This window comes from Paenibacillus luteus, from assembly GCF_006542765.1.
Taxonomy (GTDB): Bacteria; Bacillota; Bacilli; order Paenibacillales; family Paenibacillaceae; genus Pristimantibacillus; species Pristimantibacillus luteus.
Genome location: NZ_SKCD01000066.1, coordinates 223,749 through 245,127, shown reverse-complemented (window position 1 = coordinate 245,127; position 21,379 = coordinate 223,749). Strand labels below are relative to the sequence as shown.

Below are 21,379 nucleotides of genomic sequence, written 5' to 3'. Positions count from 1 at the left end.
TCTCTTCATTCCTAACAACAATCAAATATGCTGAACAATATCATCAATAATTTGGTACGAATGGTTCGATGCCGTTACGGTAAACTCCGAGAAGTTCACGTGCGCTGATCCGTCTGCCTTATCTGACATTGAACGAATAATCACAAACGGAATTTCATTCATATCACATACATGAGCGACCGAAGCGCCTTCCATTTCGGCACATGCGCCCTCCAGCGTTTCATGAAGGAGCTTTACCGTATCGCGGCTCGCGATGAATTGGTCTCCCGACAGCACTTTACCTTTCAAACTTCGTCCGGAAAAAAGTCTTGTGCTAGCATCAGAGGCAAGCTCGACTAGACGCTCATCAGCAAAAAATTCGGATTTCGGATGAAAAGGAATCGTTCCACGCGCAAATCCAAGCGGTGAACAATCCATATCATGCTGAATGCAGCTTGTAGACACGACAATATCTCCAATGTTCAACTGTGGATCTACCGCACCCGCAACACCGGTAAACAACACAGAATCTGCACCAAGATCAATTAGAATTTGTGTACAGACTGCAGCGTTGACTTTGCCTACGCCCGATTTGCAATAGATGACTGACTTGCCATGAAGCGTACCTTCAAAATAGGTAATGCCTGCCTTTGTCGTCTCCGACGCTACTTCAACATGCTCATGCAGCAGTTCAATTTCTTCCGCCATAGCGCCAATAATTCCTATTTTGTTAAACGACATATCCTTTATACTCCTCCAACCGATTGACGCATAACAATTTCATGCGGCAGTACTACTTTGGATTGTTCTACATTTTCTTTTTTCATCAGCTTTGTCAGCAAACGCATAGAAACGGCACCGATATCATACATAGGCTGAGCAACAGCTGTAAGCTGTGGACGAACCATCGAGGCCATACGGCTGTTATCTACGCTTATTACCGAAATATCCTCAGGTACCTTCAACCCGGAATCCTGAATGCTGTGAATCGCGCCAATCGCCATTTCATCGGTTGCAGAAAAGACTGCTGAAGGACGCTCGTCCAGCTCAATAAAGTATTTCATCGCTTCGGCACCAGACTCATAGCGATAGTTGCCGATTCGTACTAATGACTCATCGTAAGGTATGCCTGCGCTCTCTAGCGCACGCTTGTAGCCTTGGAACCGAGCAAATCCATTGGAAGGGTCCTGCAGCGTTCCGCTGATCATAGCAATCCGTTTGTGGCCTTGGACAAGCAGCTTCTGCACAGCATCGAAAGCCGCATCCTCGTGATTGATATCAACAGATGGGATTTGTCCGCTCTCATCAGAAGTCGCGCAAAGCACGATTGGAACATTCGCTGTTTTAAAAGCCTGCAAATGCTCTTCGGTTACGGCACCGCCCATGAATAGCAAACCATCGACTTGTTTCTCCAAAAGCGTGTTAATAACGCGGATTTCTTTGTCTTTTTTCTTATCCGCGTTACACAAAATGATATTATAATGATACATATTCGCAATATCTTCAATGCCCCGCGCTACTTCTGCAAAAATAGCATTTGAAATATCGGGGATGACTACGCCTACCGTTGTTGTTTTCTTACTTGCCAAGCCTCTTGCTACAGCATTCGGACGATACCCTAGTCGCTCTATTGCTTCATATACTTTCTTGCGCGTTGCTGGTTTCACGTTAGGATTGTTGTTTACAACCCGGGAAACCGTAGCCATCGACACTCCTGCTTCTCTTGCTACATCATAAATGGTTACCGTCACAGTGGTTCTCTCCATTAGCTCAGATTTTTTAAATTACGAACGCCACATATTAACGTAATCATAGCATAAAGGGGGAGGCAACGCAAAGCTTAACAGAGCACAAACCCAGAACTATCAAGGTTTTCATTCGTTTTCATAAATGCTGAACAATCAAGCAAATAAATGCACTGTCAGCTGATTTCGCTTGTTGAAGCAAGCCTTATCCCGTTAGTTCGATGCAACATAAAGGCTGGAATTATCGATGGAAACTATTTTTGCATTTCCCCATTTAACCGCAGAACGCAGTGGTATATAATAGGATCCCTCAATCTTAATCGCTTTCACGTCAGTAAAGCTACCATCCAAATAGATCTTATTGCTGGAATGTTCGATTTTAATTGCCTTTTTATCTTTTTTCAAAATAATGTTCTCTGCTTGGTCCGTCTCCAGCCCGAATCCAAAAATCGTCGAAAAATCCCGCACGGAAACGTAAGTCGTATCCTTTAAACTGACAAGCTTTTTGTTAAGCTTCTGCTGCTTGTCATTATAGTAGAAATTAAGATTGAGAAATTTATGTGCCGGTGCACTTGGTACCGCTTTGGCAGCAGAGCTGGACGAGCTGGAGCTTGATGAACTAGAAGAGCCCGAGGAGCTAGAGGAAGAGCTGGAAGAACCGGAACTGCTAGAGCCTCCATTGTGATAGTGATAGCCTGTGCACAATCCCTTTGCCTTCGATTTCTCAGAGCAGTTATGCCCCCCGCTGCTGTCCGTGCGCCCGGAATGAGCAAGTGCGGATGCTGGCAAAATTGATGATAAGATAAGTACAGAACAAAGGAAAGATACAACCTGTTTTTTCATATAAGCCTCCTGATTTACATTTCTATGTCTATCTCGTTGATTAACCTAGCATATCTTACCTCCTAATACAACGCTATCTTTTTATGTTACTTATCGACCATAGAGTAGGAAAAATGAACTATTTTTAAAAAATTTCGAAACGCATAAGTAGTACGCCTGACGGCGTCCTTTCTGTACACGCCATCGTTTCTGCGAAATATGTAGAGAAAGTGTGAGCAAACTCCTATACTTTCCTATACGTGAAGGTGAAACGGCTTCCTCGTCCTCTTCAAGAGGAGGGGATCCGTTTCTTGTAATAATAGAAGAATACCTTATCACGTCAAACATATAAAGTCCTATGTTTGAAAAAAAGCGACCGCTCCCGGTATACACCCTCGGAACGATCGCTTTGCTTTAATTCCTAGCCCTATTGCTCCCCCACTAATCCTTAAAAAGAGATAAGTCATGCCATAAAACAAGGCAAGCATCCAACTTACTTGCTTCCTTCTGCTGCCGTTTAATGATTGCTAGTGTCTGGGCAGCTATGTAAGCAGCGTACGTCGGCTGATTTGCTCCAGCCTCTTTTTCAAATCCAAAATCCAAGCCTCATCGTTAAGCGTTTGAGCAAGCAAATAGAGATCAAGCAGTTGGTTAATTCTCTGCTCAATCATACTCTCAAAAGCAGGTTGATCTGTCTTCAGCTTCTCTGCCTTCGCTTCAACCAGCAAGTTGGCCCATTCATTGCATTCGTTAAAAAGAAATGTCTGTTTATCCGGCTTTGCTCCTAGCTGAGCAATTAATCCGGTTAAATCCGGCTTCACTTCCGGGAACACTTCGCTTCTATTGCAGGATGTGCAGGAAAAAATAGGTACGTTGTCGATTTCGACCTTACCCGAATAAATGACTGTGCGCAGTTTCATCTTCATGATGTCACCACAATGACACCGTTTATGCAAAGTGGTCCACTCCTTCTTAGTAGCAGCCAACGCCGCTAAGCATTGCTTTCAGAGTTACAATGTAATAATGATTCGACCAATTTCGCGAAAAATCCTGCTTTCCTCACTATGTAATTTTTACTACTATTTTTAAATTTTCAAAATGTCAAATAACCGTATTTAAGGCGCTATTTTTCTCCATGCTTTTCGAATGGGCGGTACGGCTGCTAATGCTACCCAGAGCGCTGCCCCTATCATATCATTGCGCACATCCAGTGGATCCGGCATTCTGCCGCCTACGAATGATTGGTGGTATTCATCTGAAATCCCATAAAGTCCGCAAAAGAGGACTATACTCACTTTGATCCAAAAGCGGTCGCCCTTCCTGCCTATGCCATAATCAATCATAAGCGCCAGAATAAAATAGGCTAGAAAATGACCCCAATTGAAGTCTTCCATAAACGGTAGAAACTTTTGAAAAAAAGGCAACATGGTATTGATCTCGTCACCTGTTCTTGCAGATAATACAAAAATAACAGCCATCCAGGCTACTGCCGGCAAAAATCTTACTACTCTAGGAAAAGAAAAAATAGCGGTTTTCGAATCTGTTTGCTTCATTGTTTCTCCTTCGTTACAATAATAGAGATCTTTAATAGATGGAGGGGAAATCATGACATTGCAAAATAAAACCGTCATCTGCTTGCTTGACGACGAATTTGAAGATTTAGAGCTATGGTATCCTGTATACCGGGCTCGCGAGGCCGGAGCAACCGTTCTATACGCAGGGCCTGAGAAAGGCAAAAAGCATATTGGGAAATATGGCGTGCCTGCAGTAGCCGACTTGTCTTTTGATGAAGTCAATAGCGAAGATATCATCGGTCTGTTGGTTCCAGGCGGCTGGGCTCCCGATAAGCTTCGCCGCTACCCAAAGGTGTTGCAGCTTGTGCAGGAGTTAAATGCAGCAGACAAGCCTATCGGACAAATCTGCCATGCCGGCTGGGTTCTCATTTCGGCGAAAATTTTAGAAGGCCGCAAAGTAACCTCCACCCCAGGCATTCGTGATGATATGGAAAATGCAGGCGCAACCTGGTACGATGAAGCGGTTGTCGTCGACGGCAATCTTATCTCCGCTCGCCGTCCGCCAGATCTCCCGCCATATGCCAAAGCTTTCGTAGATGCACTTGTACAGCGAATGGTTTAACCATTCGCTGTTTTTTTGTCGACGCGCTCCATAAAGCCGTTAAGCTGCGCCAATATTTCAGTGCTCGTGCGACAGCCATGCAATTGCTCGAATACCTCTTTGCTTTCTTCCTGGGAGGTGCAGAGCAATCTCTCCTTCACCTGCAAAATGGAATGAGAAGACATGCTCAGCTCATCCACGTCAAGGCTCAGCCATATCGGCAGCGCTCTTAAATCCCCTGCAAGCTCGCCGCATACCCCAACAGTAATTCCACGCCGCTTAGCAGCTTCCACCGTCATCCGGAGCATTCGGATCAGCGCAGGATGATAAGGCTCATACAGATGCGAGATCTCCTCATTCATGCGATCAACCGCGAGCGTGAACTGAACAAGATCATTCGTCCCGATGCTGAAAAAATCCACCTCTTCCGCCAGCAAGTCAGCAATCATGACAGCAGCAGGCACCTCAATCATAATGCCTATCTTCATGCCTTTGTCATAAGGCAACCCGGCTTCCTCGAGCTCGCGCTTTGCTTCGTTCAGCACAGCGTTGGCGGCGCGCACCTCATCGACCGATGAAATCAGTGGATACATGAGCTTCACTTGCCCATAATGACTCGCACGCAGGATCGCACGAAGCTGCGTCTTAAACAAATCCTGGCGATCCAATGAAATCCTTATCGCTCGGTAACCCAGAAATGGATTATCTTCCTCCGGCAGCTCAAAATAATCTAGCTGCTTGTCACCGCCCACATCAAGTGTGCGTATGACGAGCGGTTCTCCGCCCAGCCTCTCTGCCACACTCCGGTACACCTCGAATTGCTCTTCTTCTTTGGGAAAACGATTCCGGTCCATGTATAGAAACTCGGTACGAAACAAACCTACGCCATGTGCTCCACTGGAAAGGGCAATTTCAAGCTCTTTAAATGAGCTGATATTGGCCGCAAGCTCCAATCGCTTCCCGTCTGGCGTAACCGGACGATAACCCGCAATGCCATGCAGCCTCTTTTTCGCTTCGGCTTGGTGACTGTGCAGTGCCGTAAAAGAATCGATGATCGATTGCACGGGATCAATAAACACTGTGCCTTCGCTTCCATCGATGATGATTGTTTGCCCGGTTTGAATTGGTTCCTCCAGCTTAGCCTCCACACCGACAACAAGCGGAACACCCAGTGCGCGCGCCATAATTGCGGAATGCGATGTTGTACTACCTGCGAGGGTAACAATGCCAAGTACATGCTGCGGATTAATATGAGCAAGCTGGGAAGGCGACAGCTCCTTCGCGATCAAGATAAACGGCTGCGTATCTGAGGGCAGCGTAATTTCAGGCGCGCCAAGCAGATGCTTCAGCAGCCGATTGCCTACGTCTTTAATATCGAGTGCGCGCTCCTTCATATATTCGTCATCGAGCAAATCAAACATGGTCACAAAATGATCGATCGCTTCTTTAACAGCAACTTCCGCCGCTTTATATTGACGTTGAATGATGCCTTGAATTTCATTCATGAAGACAGGATCGTCCAAAATGGCGATATGAGCATCGAATATATGGGTTTCCTCCGACCCGACAACGTCTCGCAGCTCATCCTTGATCTGCTCGATTTCCGACTTTGACGTACGTATGCCCTCATACACACGCTCAAACTCGCGGGCAAAATCCGCGACATCGATCTTTTGCTCCGGAAGCTCCCATTCCCAATTCGGAAGCACAAACGATCTCCCAATCGCTATGCCTGCTGACGCCCCTATTCCTTGAATCATTGTGTTTCCCCTCCACCGTTTCTCTCTTTAAGCACAACGGACATAACCGAAGACTGCCCCTTTTTAACCGCTTTGAACGGCGCATACCGCCACGATTGTACAAGATCGGAATTCGTAATCACCATCGGAGTAGCAAGCGACTTGCTCTCCTTTCGCACACGCTGCAAGTCAAACTTGATAAGCAGCATCCCTGGCGTAACCTCATCGCCCTCTTTAACCACTGCATTAAAATAGCCCTTGCCTGCTAGCCCCGAAGTATCTATTCCAATGTGGAGCAGCACCTCTAACCCTTCAGGCGTAAGAATGCCTATGGCATGCATTGTCGGATAAATATGCATGATTTTCCCTTTTACCGGAGAAACGAGTTCGCCCTTGTCAGGAATAAAAGCAACCCCTTGTCCCACAAGCTTCCCTGCGAAAATGGGATCCGGCACCTCTTCAAGCGGAATCATCCGACCTTGCATAGGAGAATGGAACAGAATTTGCGCTTGATCGCGATGAATCGTTTTGATCATTTCTTCACGGATTAGCTCAGAATAAGTTCCGAATACGACTTGAACATGCCCTCCACCCAGCTTGATGACACCTGCAGCTCCAAGATTGCGAAGCGCATTGATATCAAGCAGCTTGTCGTTAGAAACCTTCAGCCGCAATCGTGTGATGCATGACTCCATTTTCACAATATTTTGCTTGCCGCCAATGGCTTGCAAGATAAGCGGGGCCCGGTAAGGAATGTCGCCCGCCCATTCATCCAGTTGCGAACCTTCCTCACGACCTGGAGTAGGAATCCGGAATCTCCGAATGGCCCAGCGGAACAAGAAGTAATAAATAAATCCAACCACAATGCCTATGGGGATAATCAGCCAGCCACGAGTTGCCAAATGCTCATTAATGACAAAGTCGATTGCGCCTGCCGAAAATGAAAAACCGTGCTTTATGCCCAGCTCATAAGTGACCCACATAATAATGCCTGACAAAATGGCATGAACGACGTACAAGTAAGGCGCCACGAATAAAAATGCGAATTCGACCGGTTCCGTTACGCCCGTAAGAAACGAAGCAAGTGCTGCATATAAAAAGGTTTTTCGTATTTTCGGCTTCAAATCCTCGCGTGCTTCATGAATGATGGCGAGCGCAATAGCCGGCAAAGCAAACATCATCGTCGGGTACAAACCAGCCATAAATACGCCTGCCGATGGATCTCCTGCAAAAAACCGCGGCAAATCCCCAAACACCATTTGCCCCGAGGTTGTCTCATAGCTGCCAATCTGGAACCAGAATACATGGCTTACCAAATGATGCAGCCCGAATACGACCAAAATACGATGAACAAAACCGTATAAAAATACACCGAAGCCCCCGCCTGAAGCAACAACCTCCCCAAGCTCAATCAACAAGTTTTGCAAATAAGGGGCAATATTAATCATCCCGATCGAGAAAATCAAGCAAACAAAGCTCACGAACAGCGGGACAAATCGCGGTCCCCCAAAAAATTGTATGTATTCCGGCAGCCGAAGACTTTTGAACCGTTCATGGCTAAAGCCAGCAACCATACCAATTAAAGTACCAATCAGAACGGTCGGCTCAATCTGCACCTCTGCGGTGCCCGTCACGCCGCTGTAAATAATCATGCCCACAAGAGCTGCCATCCCTGCTGCAAGCGCATTTCCAGTTAACCCAAGCGATATGCCAAGCGCAAAGATATAAGGTAAAAACGTAAAAATCGTATCACTTGCTGCAAGCAAGTATCCTTCCATTCCTGGCAAGCCAATGTACGACCAAGGCAGCTTGCTCAAGCTCAAAAAGATAGCTGCACCCGGCAGTACAATCATCGGTAGCATAAACGCTCTACCGAGCTGCTGCAGGCTTCCCATAAAAGCCATCACGCACCTCCTCAAAGTTTTGCGAAGCAAAACTATCTTCGTAAGCATTATCTTCGTTTTGCGAAGCAAAACTGACTTCGTAAGCATCTAGTCCTACACATCTATTTCGATGTTAAGCGTTTGCTTCGTTTTTGTCAAAGTAAAACGGCGAGCCTAATTAGGCCCGCCGGTGTCGATGATTCTTTTCTTTAATTTTTAAAACTGATTAGCGCATACCACCGGAATATGGAGAATTAGCGGCACTTTGCGACTGCCAACCTACATGCGAAATAACCGGTCCGGATTGTTGATATGCATTTGTCGCCTCATAAACCGGGTGGATCGAGGTGTTTGAATGCGTCGTTGTCATGCCACCGTAATTGTTTTGCGCATTACCTTGGGCATAGCCTCCATAATTGGATGAAGTATGCTGAGCATACTGGTTGCCAATGTTGGAAGTAGGCTGATAATATGAATGCTGCTGCTCAGCGCCAGCTTGATAGCCAACGTGTGCGATTACCGGACCTACATTGCCAAATGCCGTTGCCGGCGATTGCGCATAGCTTTGAACCGGCTGATGCGATATGAATGAATTGTTCGTTCCCACCGGATGGGTCATGTTCGTGTAACCATTAGATGCAAAATGCTGCGCACCTTGGTTATACGAATTAGACGATTGATAACCGTTTGGCGCAATTGAACCGTTAAAATTCGATTGTCTGCCAAAAGTCGGCTGGCTGAGCTGCCCTTGATAGTGCGATTGCACATAACCACTTGGCTCAAATGAAGTCCCTTGGTTCAGGTAGCTCTGTTGACCTTGAAAATGACCCGGTTGTTGCGAAAATTGATTCACGTCGTGTCCTCCTTGGATTACAATCATAAAGTCTTCGTGACGCCGATGCCGTGTTTATTCGGCGCGCACATCCGAAGCCTTCTTATTGTGCAGGAGTACCGCGTTTTTTATTACAGTCAGGTTTTGGGTTTTCCGTTAGGCAGCAAAATCGAATCCTCTACCTTGATACAACGGTCCATAATGACCTCTAAGCCGCCTGAGGCCGCAATCTCTGCCGCTTCTTCATTGGCGATGCCAAGTTGAAGCCAAAGTGTTTTCGCACCGATGGCAACGGCCTCCGAAGCGACAGGAGGCGTGTGCTCGCTGCGTCTAAATACATTCACAATATCAACAGGTACAGGAATATCTTTCAGGGAAGCATAACTGGTTTGCCCTAAAATGGTATCGGCATTAGGATTGACTGGAATAATCGTATAACCTTTAGCTTGCATCGCTTCCGATACCATATAAGATACGCGGTCAGGTTTATCAGACAAGCCAACTACGGCTACTGTGGTGCTTTTCTCCAAAATGCCTTTGATATGCTCACGATTCGGATTCTCAAATGCCATCTTAACGCCTCCATCCGTTATGTTAAAAAACGTCCGAGTTTTTAGCCTTCAATCCATTCAACGTTTGCGCCTAAAGCTTTCATATGGTCAAAGAAAATAGGGTAAGACTTTGCCACATGATGGGCATCGCGTATGCGGATCGGCTCTTTCGCACGAAGACCAACAACTGACAACGCCATAATGACACGGTGATCATAATGAGCGTTAATTTCTACGCCGCCTTCAACGCCTTCCGGCCGACCATGCACAATGATTTCGGCCTGACGCTCTTCCACGTTAGCGCCTGCTTTGCGAAGCTCATTCAAATAATCGGTAATTCGATCACATTCTTTATACCTTAGGTTCTCTACATTATAGAAACGCGACGTGCCCTCAGCAAAGACAGCTGCGGCAACCATGGCAAGTACGGCATCTGTTGCATGATCCCCATCGAACTCCACTGCCTTCAGCTTTTTGTTTCCTTTAACGTGAACAATCCCATTTTCATGCGTAAGTGGAACTTCCATCATTTTCAGTACATCTACGACGGCACGTTCTCCTTGCTTGCTGTTCTCGACGAGACGGTGCACGATGACATCGGATTCCGTAACAGCTGCAGCAGCCAAGATCGCCGCGGAGCCCGGGTAATCTCCTTGTACGGAATACGTTTTTGCCGCATAGCTTTGATTGCCAGGAACACGGAAACGCATATAATCCTCATCAGCATGAATGACGATGCCCGCTTGCTCAAGCACCTCAAGCGTCTGGCCAACGACTACCTTCGATTTCAAATCATGCAGCACTTCGATTTCACTGTCTTCTGGCAGCAGCGGTGTCAAGAATAGAAGCGCGCTCAAAAACTGGGAGCTGATATTGCCTGACACTTGTATTTTTCCGCCCTTAGGCGCTCCACCTTGAATGCGAATCGGGAGCTTGCCGTCATTATGCTCAATAGATACGCCCATGGCAGTCAAAGATTCAATCAAGTCGCTATGTGGACGTTTGCCCAGCGAATCCGGATAACGATTAATAAAGGTAACATCCGGGCATAACGCAGCGATAGCCATCAGAAAACGCAAAACCGCCCCAGCATTGCCCACATCAAGCTGTTCAACCGGTTTTGGGTTGCGGCCAAAGCCTGTGATGACAATTTTCTCTTCATCCTCTTCCACGATTGCTCCAAGATCACGTATACAGCGACGCATAGCATCGCTATCCTCGCTATGAGCCGGAAAATAGATGGTGCTCGTTCCTTCTGCAAGTGCCGCTACCAACAGGTAACGAGTCGTGTAATTTTTTGAAGAAAGCGCTTGAAGCTCACCTTCAAGTCTTGGCGTTGGTGTCACTAAAACGTCCATAGTTCGTATGATCTCCCTTTACAATAATATATACACCATAACCGGCTCGAAAGCTGGTCAACGTGATGGTAAAGTCATTTATTGCTCCAAGCTCCACTGGGCCAAAATTGCCTCGACAACCTCTTCTGCAGATAGATCGGTCGTATCGATTGAAATATGTGCAAAGTCGTAGGCATGTTTGCGCTGCTCCAGCAGTTGATGGACTCTCTCTGCCGCATCCCCATGCAGCAGCGGTCTTGCACTATCTGTTTTCACGCGCGCAATAATTTGTTCTGGGCTCGCCTTTAAAGCTACAACTAGTCCATGATTTAACATCAGGTCTCGATTATAAGCGCTTAGAACCGCCCCACCGCCCGTTGCCAAAACACAAGACTCCTCATTGGTCAAAATCGTCTCAAGCATTTGCGTTTCGATTACGCGGAAACCCGCTTCGCCGTCTGCGGCAAAGATGTCCGAAATCCGCTTGTTTTCAAGTCTCTCAATCTCCTCGTCACCGTCAACGCGCTTCCAGCCTAGCTTCTCGGTGAGCAGCTTGCTTACGGTTGATTTGCCGGTTCCCATAAAGCCAATGAGCACTAATTTCTTATGCTGCTGCCTCTCCATCGTAGCCGTTTCACCCTTTTCGTGCTTCTAAAGCAATTTTTCTACAATATCATATCATTTTTTTGCAATTCTAGGGTATAAAAAAGTTGCATATGCCGTATGGATGATAATGATGTATATTCAAAAAACAGGAGTGATGCCAGCAATGAACAGTGATCTCCATTTGCCTGATACCCATCCTACCAAAAAACGCATCAGTCGTATTCTTGATCCTGATCATCCTCTGCGCCGCGAAGATGTCATCTGGATGCTTGAATATATTAAAAAAAAGGTGGCTGACGAAGATCCCGCCTTAATGGATCTGTCGCAGCCACGCTTATTGCAAAACTTTCATTTTTTTGCCGAAGCGGCCATGTCGCTCATTCACCGCAGACATTACTGCGATCAAGAAGCTGATCGGCTGCGTGATTGGCTGCGTCAAGCAGCCTACGGATTAAATAAGGACAATCCTCACGAGCCGAAGCTTTAGCCAGCCCTTCGATTAAGATTGCATCCAGTTAAAGTGGAAGCTGCCTTCTTTGTCCAACCGTTTGAACGTGTGGGCACCGAAGTAATCGCGCTGCGCTTGAAGCAGGTTAGCAGGCAAGCGTTCTGTACGGTAGCTATCAAAGTACGCGATTGCGCTTGAGAAAGCAGGTACCGGTACGCCGTTAGTAACAGCCGTTCCAATAACTTCACGCCATGCGCCTTGGTAGGACTCAACGATGTTTTGGAAGTATGAATCAAGCAATAGGTTGCGCAGGTTAGGATCACGATCATAAGCATCCTTGATGTTTTGCAGGAAGCGTGCACGGATGATGCAGCCGCCGCGGAAAATCATTGCGATTTCGCCGTAGCTAAGATCCCAGTTATATTCTTCAGAAGCTGCGCGCATTTGAGCAAAGCCTTGTGCGTACGAGCAAATTTTACTTGCGAACAGCGCTTTGCGTACAGATTCGATAAATGCTGCACGATCGCCCTCGAAAGGTTTTTTGGCTGGTCCGTTAAGCACTTTGCTTGCAGCTACGCGCTCTTCTTTCATTGCGGACAAGAAGCGTGTGAATACGGATTCTGTAATGATGGAAAGTGGCACACCAAGATCCAGCGAGCTTTGGCTTGTCCATTTGCCTGTACCTTTTTGACCAGCGGAATCAAGAATAACATCAACCATTGGCTTGCCTGTTTCTGGATCGTATTTCGAGAAAATATCTCTAGTGATTTCGATCAGGTAGCTGTCCAGCTCACCTTTATTCCACTCGGAGAAAATTTCATGAAGCTCTTCTGCGCTAACGTCAAGCACGTTTTTGAGCAGGTCATAGGCTTCGCAAATGAGCTGCATATCGCCATACTCAATGCCGTTATGTACCATTTTCACATAATGTCCAGCACCATCTGGTCCGATATACGTACAGCAAGCGTCGTCGCCTACTTTAGCGGAGATTGCAGTCAGGATCGGCTCGACAAGCTCATAAGCTGATCTTTGGCCACCCGGCATAATGGAAGGACCTTTCAAAGCGCCTTCTTCACCGCCGGAAACGCCTGTACCGATAAAGCGGAAGCCTTTTGCTTCAAGATCTTTGCTGCGACGTACCGTGTCAGGGAAATAAGCGTTACCGCCATCGATGATAATATCGCCTTCCGCCAAATGCGGTACAAGTGAATCGATTGTTGCGTCAGTACCTGCTCCTGCTTGTACCATGATCAAAATTTTGCGTGGCACTTCAAGCGATTGCACGAACTCTTCAATCGTATAGGTAGGAACAAGGTTTTTGCCAACCGCTTCTTGAACGAGATCATCTGTCTTCTCACGCGAGCGGTTAAATACAGAAACGGTAAAGCCTCTGCTTTCAATGTTAAGGGCAAGGTTTTTACCCATTACGGCCAATCCAATAACGCCAATTTGCTGTTTAGACATCTGGTTCTTCCATCCTTCATCATCTATTTTGGGTCACAATAGTTTTATTTTACTCCTTTTGCGCCAATAAGAAAACTATTTAGGAGGAAAAATGTCGCAAACCAAACATCAGAATTATTGACCGATTCAAAAAGTTTAGCTTATATATGGCGTAATCAGCCGCTTTTACGCCCCAAAGCACCTCTCAAAAATCCAGTTCATAACCGACCTAAAAACGATCAAACGCTGCGTGAAACTAACAGCATTCGATCGCTTTAGGTTTGCATACAGGGACCAGCATCCCTCATTTATAGCTCCAGTTGCAGCATTTCCGTACGGAGGACCATCAGCCGCTCTTTGGATTCAGCAATGGCATCCTCATCCGTGCCTTGCAGCGCATCATGCAGCATCGACAACTCGTAATCCAGCTCGTAACGAAGTACGACTGCTCTTTCTTCTGCACGCTTGGATTGAAAGGCTCTAATCATTTCTTCTATTGTTACGAAAGGCTTCTTCTGATAAATAATCCGATGTTCCATACCGGACACCTCCACGAGTCGTATAATCTCACCGAACATAATACTCTCAATGACGATTTGACGATCTTTAATGCGCTTCACAACCGCATGTCCACGTGTGTCATTAATCAGCTTTTCAATCAATTCCGATAGCTTCTCGTCTTTAATGATGTAATCTCCAACAATCTTGTAACGACTCTTCATTCGTTGAAATTGGAGCTTAACGAGCTTGCGCCCAGTCCGAATGGATACAAGAAACTGCCCTTCGGTTTCGCTCCAATACAAGGAGTAACCTTCCTGAATAAGATCGCGGATGAGATTTTGGATTTGCCGGCGGTCAAATCGCAGCTCCAAATTGCAATATTCGACTTCGTGGCTTTTGTTCACGGCAATCCCTCCCTTACCTCAGTATAGTTGACGAAATGTTCTGATAATTTGTTCTTATCTTCATCTTATACTCCATCTTATGTTCTGGCAACTTGGATTATTGACTATTTTTACGCTTACAGCCGACTAAACTTAAAAAAGGGCGCAGTCGTCTGTAAATCAAGACGGCTGCGCCCTTATTCCATTGATATTCTATAGGCATGCGTTGAATTTTGATCAGGCTGAAAGCTTGCCCTCATCCAAACTTCAATGTGCTTATTCTAGCGCAAGGGCAATGGCTTCTTCCAAGCTTAGCTTCTGCGCTTCGGATTCACTTCGGCGCTTCACTTCCACTATGCCCTCAGCCGCTTGCTTCCCTACTACGATACGGAGTGGAATCCCGATGAGATCGGAGTCTTTGAATTTCACGCCTGGCCGCTCGTCTCGGTCATCCAGCAGAGTTTCAATGCCTGCTTCACTCAATCTAGCTGTTATATGTGCCGCAAGATCGAGCTGGGTTTGATCCTTCGCCGACACCGGAACCACATGAACGTGATAGGGAGCAATGGCTTTTGGCCATATGATGCCGTTGCTGTCGGAATGCTGCTCAAGTACAGCCGACAGCAGCCTAGATACGCCGATTCCATAACACCCCATAATAAGCGGCTGTTCTCTGCCGGTAGCATCCAGAAACTTGGCATTCAACGCTTCGCTGTATTTCGTGCCGAGCTTGAATACATGCCCGATTTCAATGCCGCGATGAAAGGTTAATCGCCCCTGCTCGCAGCGAGGACAGCCGTCATCGGATTCCGCGTTGCGATAATCGCCTGCTTGCACTTGAGCCAGATGAACGCCCGGAATAACGTGAGCCAAATGATAGTCCTGCTCGTTGGCTCCCGCAATGCCCTCTTCCATCGCCATAACCGCAAAATCAGCAAGAACCGGAATCGCGAGTCCGATCGGACCTGCGAAGCCTATAGGAGCTCCGGTCACGCGTTCGGCGGTCTCCTGATCCGCAAGCTCCAGTTGCTCCGCAGCTAAAGCATTTTTTAATTTGATCTCGTTAACCTCATGGTCGCCGCGAACAATGACCGCGATCGGCTTCCCGTCCGCAACGTAAATTAAGGTTTTCATAAACGCATCCGCACCTGTGCGAAACGCTTCAACAAGCTGATCTATTTTCTTGATGCCCGGTGTGTGATGGCGCTCAAGCTCAACTGGTGATTTGGTTGGTATGCTTTTCTCGCCGTCCATCACGCGATATTCAGCTTTCTCCAGATTGGCCGCATAATCGCAGGCCGAGCAGACCGCTATCGTATCTTCGCCGATGTCGGCAAGCGCCATAAATTCATGCGTTCCGCCTTCGCCACCGATCGAACCAGCATCAGCTTCAACCGGACGGAAATGAATCCCGCATCTTGTAAAAATACGGTTATAAGCTTCGTACATACTCGTATAGCTGCGGTGAAGACTTTCCCATGATTCGTCGAAGGAATAGGCATCCTTCATCAGAAACTCTCTACCCCGCAGCAGCCCGTAACGCGGACGCTGCTCATCACGGAATTTGGTCTGGATCTGATAGAGGGTCATCGGCAGCTGGCGGTAGGAGCTAACCTCACCGCGAACCAAAGCGGTAATCACCTCTTCATGCGTAGGCCCAAGTGTAAATTCGCGATCATGTCGGTCACGCAGACGAACAAGCTCTGGCCCATATACATCATAGCGGCCGGATTGCTGCCATAGCTCAGCTGGCTGCAGCGCTGGCATCAGCACCTCTTGTGCTCCTGCTAAATCCATTTCCTCGCGCACAATTTGCTCCAGCTTTCGAAGCACTCTGCGGCCAAGCGGCAAATACGTATAAATTCCAGCAGCAAGCTGTCTGATCAGACCTGCACGCAGCATCAGCCGATGGCTCGCCGCCTCTGCTTCTGATGGCGCCTCGCGCAGCGTAGGCATTAATAATTGACTTTGTCTCATATCCATCTGTCCTCCGATTATTGAAATTACGTTAAAAAAACAAAAAGAACGCATTCGTAAGGGACGAATGCGTTCGTGGTACCACCCTAATATCGCCGCTTAACTAAATCATGCGACTCTTCATGGATAACGGAATAAAATATTCCGGCAGCGTTTTGATTGAGCTTCCACGCTGCAGCTTGCAAGGTAGGGAATGATCAGTCGTTCATAGAAGCCTTGCAGCCTGCGGGCTTCCTCTCTGTCATAAACGTGTGCTGGTCAACATAGCCTTGGTCAACGCTGTTTTGCTGTCATTAACTTTTGACAAACTTACAATACAACGCTGGTGAAGTCAAGCACATTCTACATTAGGAATAAAATCAGGATTTGCTGCTTTGATTCGGTCGGAGTACCGCCGATCCAAAGGCGATCATCACCGCTGCGAACAGAAACAGTATAGAGAGCTGCATTCCAATATCGCTCAGGCTACCTCCGCCACCCAAGCGATCTATCGCTTGAATCGCCCATTTTTGCGGTGTGAAATTAGCCATTTTTTGCATGAAATCGGGCAGCATGGATATAGGGAAAAAGCAGCCGCTAATGATGGAGGTCGGCGTAATGACTAAATTGTTGATTTGGGACAGCTGGGTGCTGTTGCGAACAAGCCCCGCGACTGCCGATGCGAGACCTACCGCCGCCAGCAAGAAGATCTCCAATACGAGAAGCAGTTCTCCAAATGAGATGCCCGGCGAGTAACCAAATACAAAATACGTTAAGCTGAGAACGATAAGCAGCTGTATGGTGCCAACCAGCATGCTTCCGGCAAAATTGCCAATCGCGATATCGATTGCGCGCAGCGGAGCCGTAAACATTCTAGCCATTGTCCGTTTCTCCCGATCCTCCATAATAAAGCCAATGGATTGACTGGCAAGCAGCATAAGAAACATAAGAATAAGCCCGATCATTAATGGATTGGATACTACGTCTCCAAGTTTCATCCCTGCATTCTGAGCTACGATTGTTGGCGTGGCCTGTGCATCCAGCAGTTCCTTGAGCTTGGTTAAGTCAGCCGTCCCACCTGTGGCACGAACCATGGAGGCTGAGGCAGCTAGTTTGCTCGCTTCAGCAGCGAGACTGGTCTCCAATGCCGCACTCCATAGCTGCTCATTCATGCGATATAGTCCCGCTTCGACAGTTATGCCTTGGAGAAGCTTCTGTGAATAATCCTCAGGAATATAGACTGCCGCATCCGCTTTGCGGTCAAGCACAGCATTTTTCAACTCTTCCTCCGAGAGCTTAACCTCCAGCTGAATATCATATAAGGCTTCTTTCTCCAAAGCGGCAGCAAGGTAACCGCCCATTAGGCCAGAGTCAGCATTTTGAACCACAATAACCGCTTTTTGCCCTTCCAGATTAGAGAACAAACCTGAAATGATTGCTAAGAAAATAGCCGGAATGAATACATTCATGATCAAGCCACGGCGCGAGCCCATGGTTCTTCGAATGAGCTGGGCGGCAATGTGCAAGCTAGGCATGATACTTCACCACCTTTGGCATCCTTAAGACAGCGATAATCGTTAATGCAAGAGCGATGAGACCGAGGATTCCCACATGATAACTGACGCCAGAGAGGCCCGTATTGCTCATGATCTCCCTCAGACTCTCATTAGCCCAGTAATTAATGGTGAATTTACCTACGCCGCCAATTATTCGATCGATGCCCGTTACCATGCCTCCGCTTACAAAAGTCATGCTGAATACAATAATCGTAAACAAGCTTTGCAACGTTTTCTTTGAACGGACAAAGGAGCTGACGATAATCGCAAATCCGGCACCCGCAGCGATGGTGAACAAACAAATGAGCGCAATCCAGCCCAAATGCCCTCCCCAGTCCACGCCGTAGACGTAAGTTGTAAATGCGACAATAATGACAGCTTGCAATGCCGCAAGCAGCATCGCGCCCGCTATAATGCCGAATACGTTGGCTTTAAACGAACTAGGTACGGCATACAGCCTCTGCAGCGTACCACTCTCCCTCTGGTTCAAGAGCGCAATAGCCGCCGACATGCCCCCGTACAGCAAGAACATAATCAGATAAGCTGCTGAATAATACTGAAGAGCTGATGTTTTACCAAACCCTTGATTATCTCCATATCCCAAATTATGTGTGAGAATAGGAGATTCCGTTGCCTGCGTTGTGCTGCGATCATCATCAGATGCTTCGAAAGCCGCAGGGCCAAGCGTCCGAAGTGCCGCCATACGCATATTCGCATTACCCAAATAACCATTCACTACCGCTTCCGCTGCCAAATTCTTTTCCCCATACCTCCCTGAATACGTAAACCACGCTGCCGTCTCCCCTGCGGAAAGCTGCTTAGAGAAGTTCACGGGAATATGGACGCCAAAGTCGGCTATCCCCTCACGCACCCAATCCTGAACCTCCTTTTCAGACCCGGCGTCCAGCACTTTAACATAGGGCTTAATCGCATCATCGTTCCAGAGCTGGTCTATGCTCTCGCGCATTTCTCCGTGATCGGCTACGTATAGCGCGACCTTGGCGGGCTTGATCTCTGTGTCAAAAGCGCTGCCGAGCAGCAAGATCAACAATAAAGGCAAACCTATTAATAGGATAAGAACCGAACGCATGCGGCTATATTTAATCAGCTCGTAATACACAGTCGTCCACCATACCAACATTGCCAGCACCTCCTATTCATCACGCAATGTGCGTCCAGTCATTTGCAAAAAAAGTGATTCTAAATTAGGTTCTACCCTCGTAAGCGTTCGAAGATGGATGTCGTGCTTCTGTAAAATGAATAATAAGTCCTGCAAAATGGACGGAGATTCCTTTACCGATACCTCCAGCGTTAAGCCTTGGTCCCGCACATCCAATTGTTGTACGCTAGGATGCTCTTCCATCTCTATGATCGCACTCTCCAAGTGCCGGTCAATCTCAAAAATAAGCTTCTCTTGCTGTCCTAATTGGCGCTTCAGCTCATCTTTTGTGCCGACTGCGATAAGCTTTCCTTGATCCAAAATACCGATCCGAGTGCAGATCGATTCTACCTCTTCCATATAGTGGCTCGTATAAATAACCGTCGACCCCATTTTATTCAAGGCTTTGACCGATTCAAGAATATGATTGCGGGATTGCGGGTCAATTCCCACCGTTGGTTCATCCATAATAATCAGCTTCGGACGATGCATGATTGCACAAGCAATGTTTAGCCGCCTCTTCATCCCTCCGGAAAACGTCGAGGGCTTATCCTTCGCCCGCTCCAGCAAGCCTACGAATTGTAATGCTTCATCCACCCTTTCCCGCAGCAGCGACCCTTTCAGCCCATATAACTTCGCAAAAAAAGTGACGTTCTCGCGTGCAGTCAACGTCTCATAAATGGCCAGTTCCTGTGGTACAAGGCCGATCCGCTTCTTCACCTCAACTGGCTGCTTCCGAATCGAGAAGCCATCAACCAAAATATCGCCGCCGCTTGGATCTAGCAATCCAGACAGCATATGGATGGTTGTGCTTTTGCCAGCCCCGTTCGGACCCAGCAAGCCAAAGATTTCTCCCTCGCCGATAGTGAACGTCAAATGATTTACCGTTAAGACGGTATCGTATTTTTTGACAACCTCACGAAATGCAACCAAGCTCATCTATTATTCATCCTTTCGGTTTGTATCTGATATTTTCATTGTACGTCATGATTTGCCTGCATACAGGTTTATTAAGTCACCTTCGAGGGTGACAAAAGTCATATTGTTCTAATCATTGCCTTCAAGACATGAAGGTTGGATGAAAAGCTTTCTCCTTGTCGTGTGCCCCTGCTTCATTATGCTATAATGAAGCAAATTCAGCTGCGGGAGCGTTTTTTTATGAATAGTATGCTGTACCGAATTCGAATCCTGCTGGCGGTACTGCCTTGTATAATTAGCATTGCGCATGTTGAGGCTGGCTCTTATGCTTTTTATACTGCTTACGTTCTGCTTATTATGCTCCTGATTAAAGCAGGCTCGATGCTGCCCAGGTTCCGGCCCTTATTAGCGCTCTCGGAGCTTCTTGCCTACTCTTGGCTCTCGTATACGTATGGCGGCGTTTTGTTTCTTTTGCTATTTTCCAGCCTTATCGCCATATTCCGGAGCAGACCATCTCCTACCGCAAGCCTGTTATGGACGGTCATCGGTTTTACGGCTTTGGTCGCAGGCATGCAGGGAAGCGATTACGAAATCGTGTTCGCTGTTGCCCTTCTATGGGCGACAACGGCTGCCATTCTTTATGCTTCCAATAATTTCGAGGATAAACGACTCCAGATCGAGGATCTGTACGAGGCGCTGGCCGCCAGCAATGTTGAGCTCGGAGCAGCAAAGAGCAGGATGCAAGATTATGCCTCCCAAGTAGAGCTGAACGCGCAAATCGAGGAACGGAATCGCATCGCCAAAGATATTCATGATGATCTAGGCCACCGGTTGATACGAGTCAAAATGATGTCCGAGGCTGCCTTGCATTTATTCGATGCAGACACGAACAGAGCAAAGCTCACCGTGGAGCAAATTCGCGATCAACTGCAGGATAGCATGGAGTTGATGCGCCGAACGGTGCGAAGGCTAGCTGCGGATGGCGAGAAGGACGCAAGGCGTTATGCGCTTGACCGACTGGTAGAGGAATCCGCTTCAGGCCTTGGCATCGCAGTAAGCTTTCAAATCATTGGCATTTTAAGACCGTTGTATCCAAGCATTGAACTTATCCTGTTCAAAAATGCTCAAGAAGCGATTACGAATGCGGTTCGTCATGGAAAAGCAACGTCAGTAACCATCGATCTCGAATTTTCCACCACAAGTGTATCGCTAACTGTATCCAATAACGGCAGCTTGCCAAGCGATTCTATTGAAACAGGAATTGGGATAAAAGGCATGAAAGAAAGAATAGCCCTCATTGGAGGGCAGCTCGACTGGCGGATGGATGACCGCTTTTCAGTTACGACCACGCTTCCGCTGCTTGGCAGCTAATGAACAAACTCCCGTCCGGAATTGGAGATGGACAG

At 47.3% G+C, this 21,379-nt stretch carries 20 protein-coding genes; 3 read left to right on the top strand and 17 right to left on the bottom strand.

Annotated features, from left to right (window positions below; translation table 11 throughout):
• Positions 1-21 precede the first annotated feature (21 nt).
• The 5 genes from E0496_RS31440 to E0496_RS31420 form a co-directional block, all read right to left on the bottom strand.
• Positions 22-720: a 5'-methylthioadenosine/adenosylhomocysteine nucleosidase gene (locus E0496_RS31440; RefSeq protein WP_141505902.1), complete on the bottom strand. Its 699-nt coding sequence runs from the start codon at positions 718-720 to the stop codon at positions 22-24.
• Between the two features lie 5 nt (positions 721-725).
• Positions 726-1,730: a catabolite control protein A gene (gene ccpA, locus E0496_RS31435; protein ID WP_141505901.1), complete on the bottom strand. Its 1,005-nt coding sequence runs from the start codon at positions 1,728-1,730 to the stop codon at positions 726-728.
• A gap of 207 nt (positions 1,731-1,937) precedes the next feature.
• On the bottom strand, positions 1,938-2,567 hold the full coding sequence (locus tag E0496_RS31430; RefSeq protein ID WP_141505900.1) for a YHYH domain-containing protein: 630 nt from the start codon (positions 2,565-2,567) through the stop codon (positions 1,938-1,940).
• Positions 2,568-3,088: 521 nt separating this feature from the next.
• Positions 3,089-3,472 (bottom strand): hypothetical protein, encoded by a 384-nt coding sequence (locus E0496_RS31425; RefSeq protein ID WP_338325888.1) that lies wholly within the window; start codon positions 3,470-3,472, stop codon positions 3,089-3,091.
• 189 nt (positions 3,473-3,661) lie between these two features.
• Positions 3,662-4,099, bottom strand: coding sequence for a VanZ family protein (locus E0496_RS31420; RefSeq protein ID WP_141505898.1), 438 nt, complete (start codon positions 4,097-4,099; stop codon positions 3,662-3,664).
• 52 nt (positions 4,100-4,151) lie between these two features.
• Between E0496_RS31420 and E0496_RS31415 the strand changes: the two genes are divergently transcribed.
• Positions 4,152-4,682: a type 1 glutamine amidotransferase domain-containing protein gene (locus tag E0496_RS31415; RefSeq protein ID WP_141505897.1), complete on the top strand. Its 531-nt coding sequence runs from the start codon at positions 4,152-4,154 to the stop codon at positions 4,680-4,682.
• Here the strand turns inward: E0496_RS31415 and ptsP are convergent.
• The 6 genes from ptsP to E0496_RS31385 form a co-directional block, all read right to left on the bottom strand.
• Complete coding sequence (gene ptsP, locus E0496_RS31410; protein WP_141505896.1) at positions 4,679-6,421, bottom strand: phosphoenolpyruvate--protein phosphotransferase; 1,743 nt, start codon at positions 6,419-6,421, stop codon at positions 4,679-4,681. The two genes, E0496_RS31415 and ptsP, sit on opposite strands and share 4 nt — an antisense overlap.
• Positions 6,418-8,304 (bottom strand): glucose PTS transporter subunit IIA, encoded by a 1,887-nt coding sequence (locus E0496_RS31405; protein WP_141505895.1) that lies wholly within the window; start codon positions 8,302-8,304, stop codon positions 6,418-6,420. The genes ptsP and E0496_RS31405 overlap by 4 nt, the downstream gene beginning before the upstream one ends.
• A 205-nt stretch (positions 8,305-8,509) precedes the next feature.
• Complete coding sequence (locus E0496_RS31400; protein WP_141505894.1) at positions 8,510-9,136, bottom strand: hypothetical protein; 627 nt, start codon at positions 9,134-9,136, stop codon at positions 8,510-8,512.
• Positions 9,137-9,252: 116 nt separating this feature from the next.
• Positions 9,253-9,687, bottom strand: a complete 435-nt coding sequence (locus tag E0496_RS31395; RefSeq protein ID WP_141505893.1) for a CoA-binding protein — start codon at positions 9,685-9,687, stop codon at positions 9,253-9,255.
• A 41-nt stretch (positions 9,688-9,728) separates the two neighbouring features.
• Positions 9,729-11,024, bottom strand: a complete 1,296-nt coding sequence (aroA, locus tag E0496_RS31390) for a 3-phosphoshikimate 1-carboxyvinyltransferase (protein WP_141505892.1) — start codon at positions 11,022-11,024, stop codon at positions 9,729-9,731.
• A gap of 78 nt (positions 11,025-11,102) precedes the next feature.
• Entirely contained in the window at positions 11,103-11,627 is a 525-nt protein-coding gene (locus tag E0496_RS31385; protein ID WP_141505891.1) for a shikimate kinase, read from the bottom strand.
• 145 nt (positions 11,628-11,772) lie between these two features.
• Between E0496_RS31385 and E0496_RS31380 the strand changes: the two genes are divergently transcribed.
• Positions 11,773-12,096 carry a hypothetical protein gene (locus E0496_RS31380; protein WP_141505890.1) on the top strand — a complete coding sequence of 108 codons (324 nt, stop codon included), beginning with the start codon at positions 11,773-11,775 and terminating at the stop codon, positions 12,094-12,096.
• 12 nt (positions 12,097-12,108) lie between these two features.
• Here the strand turns inward: E0496_RS31380 and gndA are convergent, their stop codons facing one another.
• From gndA to E0496_RS31350, 6 genes are all read right to left on the bottom strand, one after another.
• Positions 12,109-13,521, bottom strand: a complete 1,413-nt coding sequence (gene gndA, locus E0496_RS31375) for an NADP-dependent phosphogluconate dehydrogenase (protein ID WP_141505889.1) — start codon at positions 13,519-13,521, stop codon at positions 12,109-12,111.
• Between the two features lie 287 nt (positions 13,522-13,808).
• Entirely contained in the window at positions 13,809-14,405 is a 597-nt protein-coding gene (locus E0496_RS31370; protein ID WP_141505888.1) for a hypothetical protein, read from the bottom strand.
• 255 nt (positions 14,406-14,660) lie between these two features.
• Entirely contained in the window at positions 14,661-16,361 is a 1,701-nt protein-coding gene (locus E0496_RS31365) for a proline--tRNA ligase (RefSeq protein WP_141505887.1), read from the bottom strand.
• 359 nt (positions 16,362-16,720) lie between these two features.
• Complete coding sequence (locus E0496_RS31360) at positions 16,721-17,875, bottom strand: ABC transporter permease (protein WP_141505886.1); 1,155 nt, start codon at positions 17,873-17,875, stop codon at positions 16,721-16,723.
• Positions 17,868-19,037: an ABC transporter permease gene (locus tag E0496_RS31355; RefSeq protein WP_141505885.1), complete on the bottom strand. Its 1,170-nt coding sequence runs from the start codon at positions 19,035-19,037 to the stop codon at positions 17,868-17,870. Before E0496_RS31355 ends, E0496_RS31360 begins: the two co-directional genes overlap by 8 nt.
• Positions 19,038-19,049: 12 nt before the next feature.
• The gene (locus E0496_RS31350) at positions 19,050-19,994 is read right to left on the bottom strand and encodes an ABC transporter ATP-binding protein (protein WP_141505884.1); all 945 of its coding nucleotides are present in this window, start codon (positions 19,992-19,994) and stop codon (positions 19,050-19,052) included.
• A gap of 219 nt (positions 19,995-20,213) precedes the next feature.
• On the opposite strand from E0496_RS31350, the gene E0496_RS31345 reads away from it, so the two are divergent.
• Entirely contained in the window at positions 20,214-21,344 is a 1,131-nt protein-coding gene (locus tag E0496_RS31345) for a sensor histidine kinase (RefSeq protein WP_161601652.1), read from the top strand.
• Positions 21,345-21,379 lie beyond the last annotated feature (35 nt).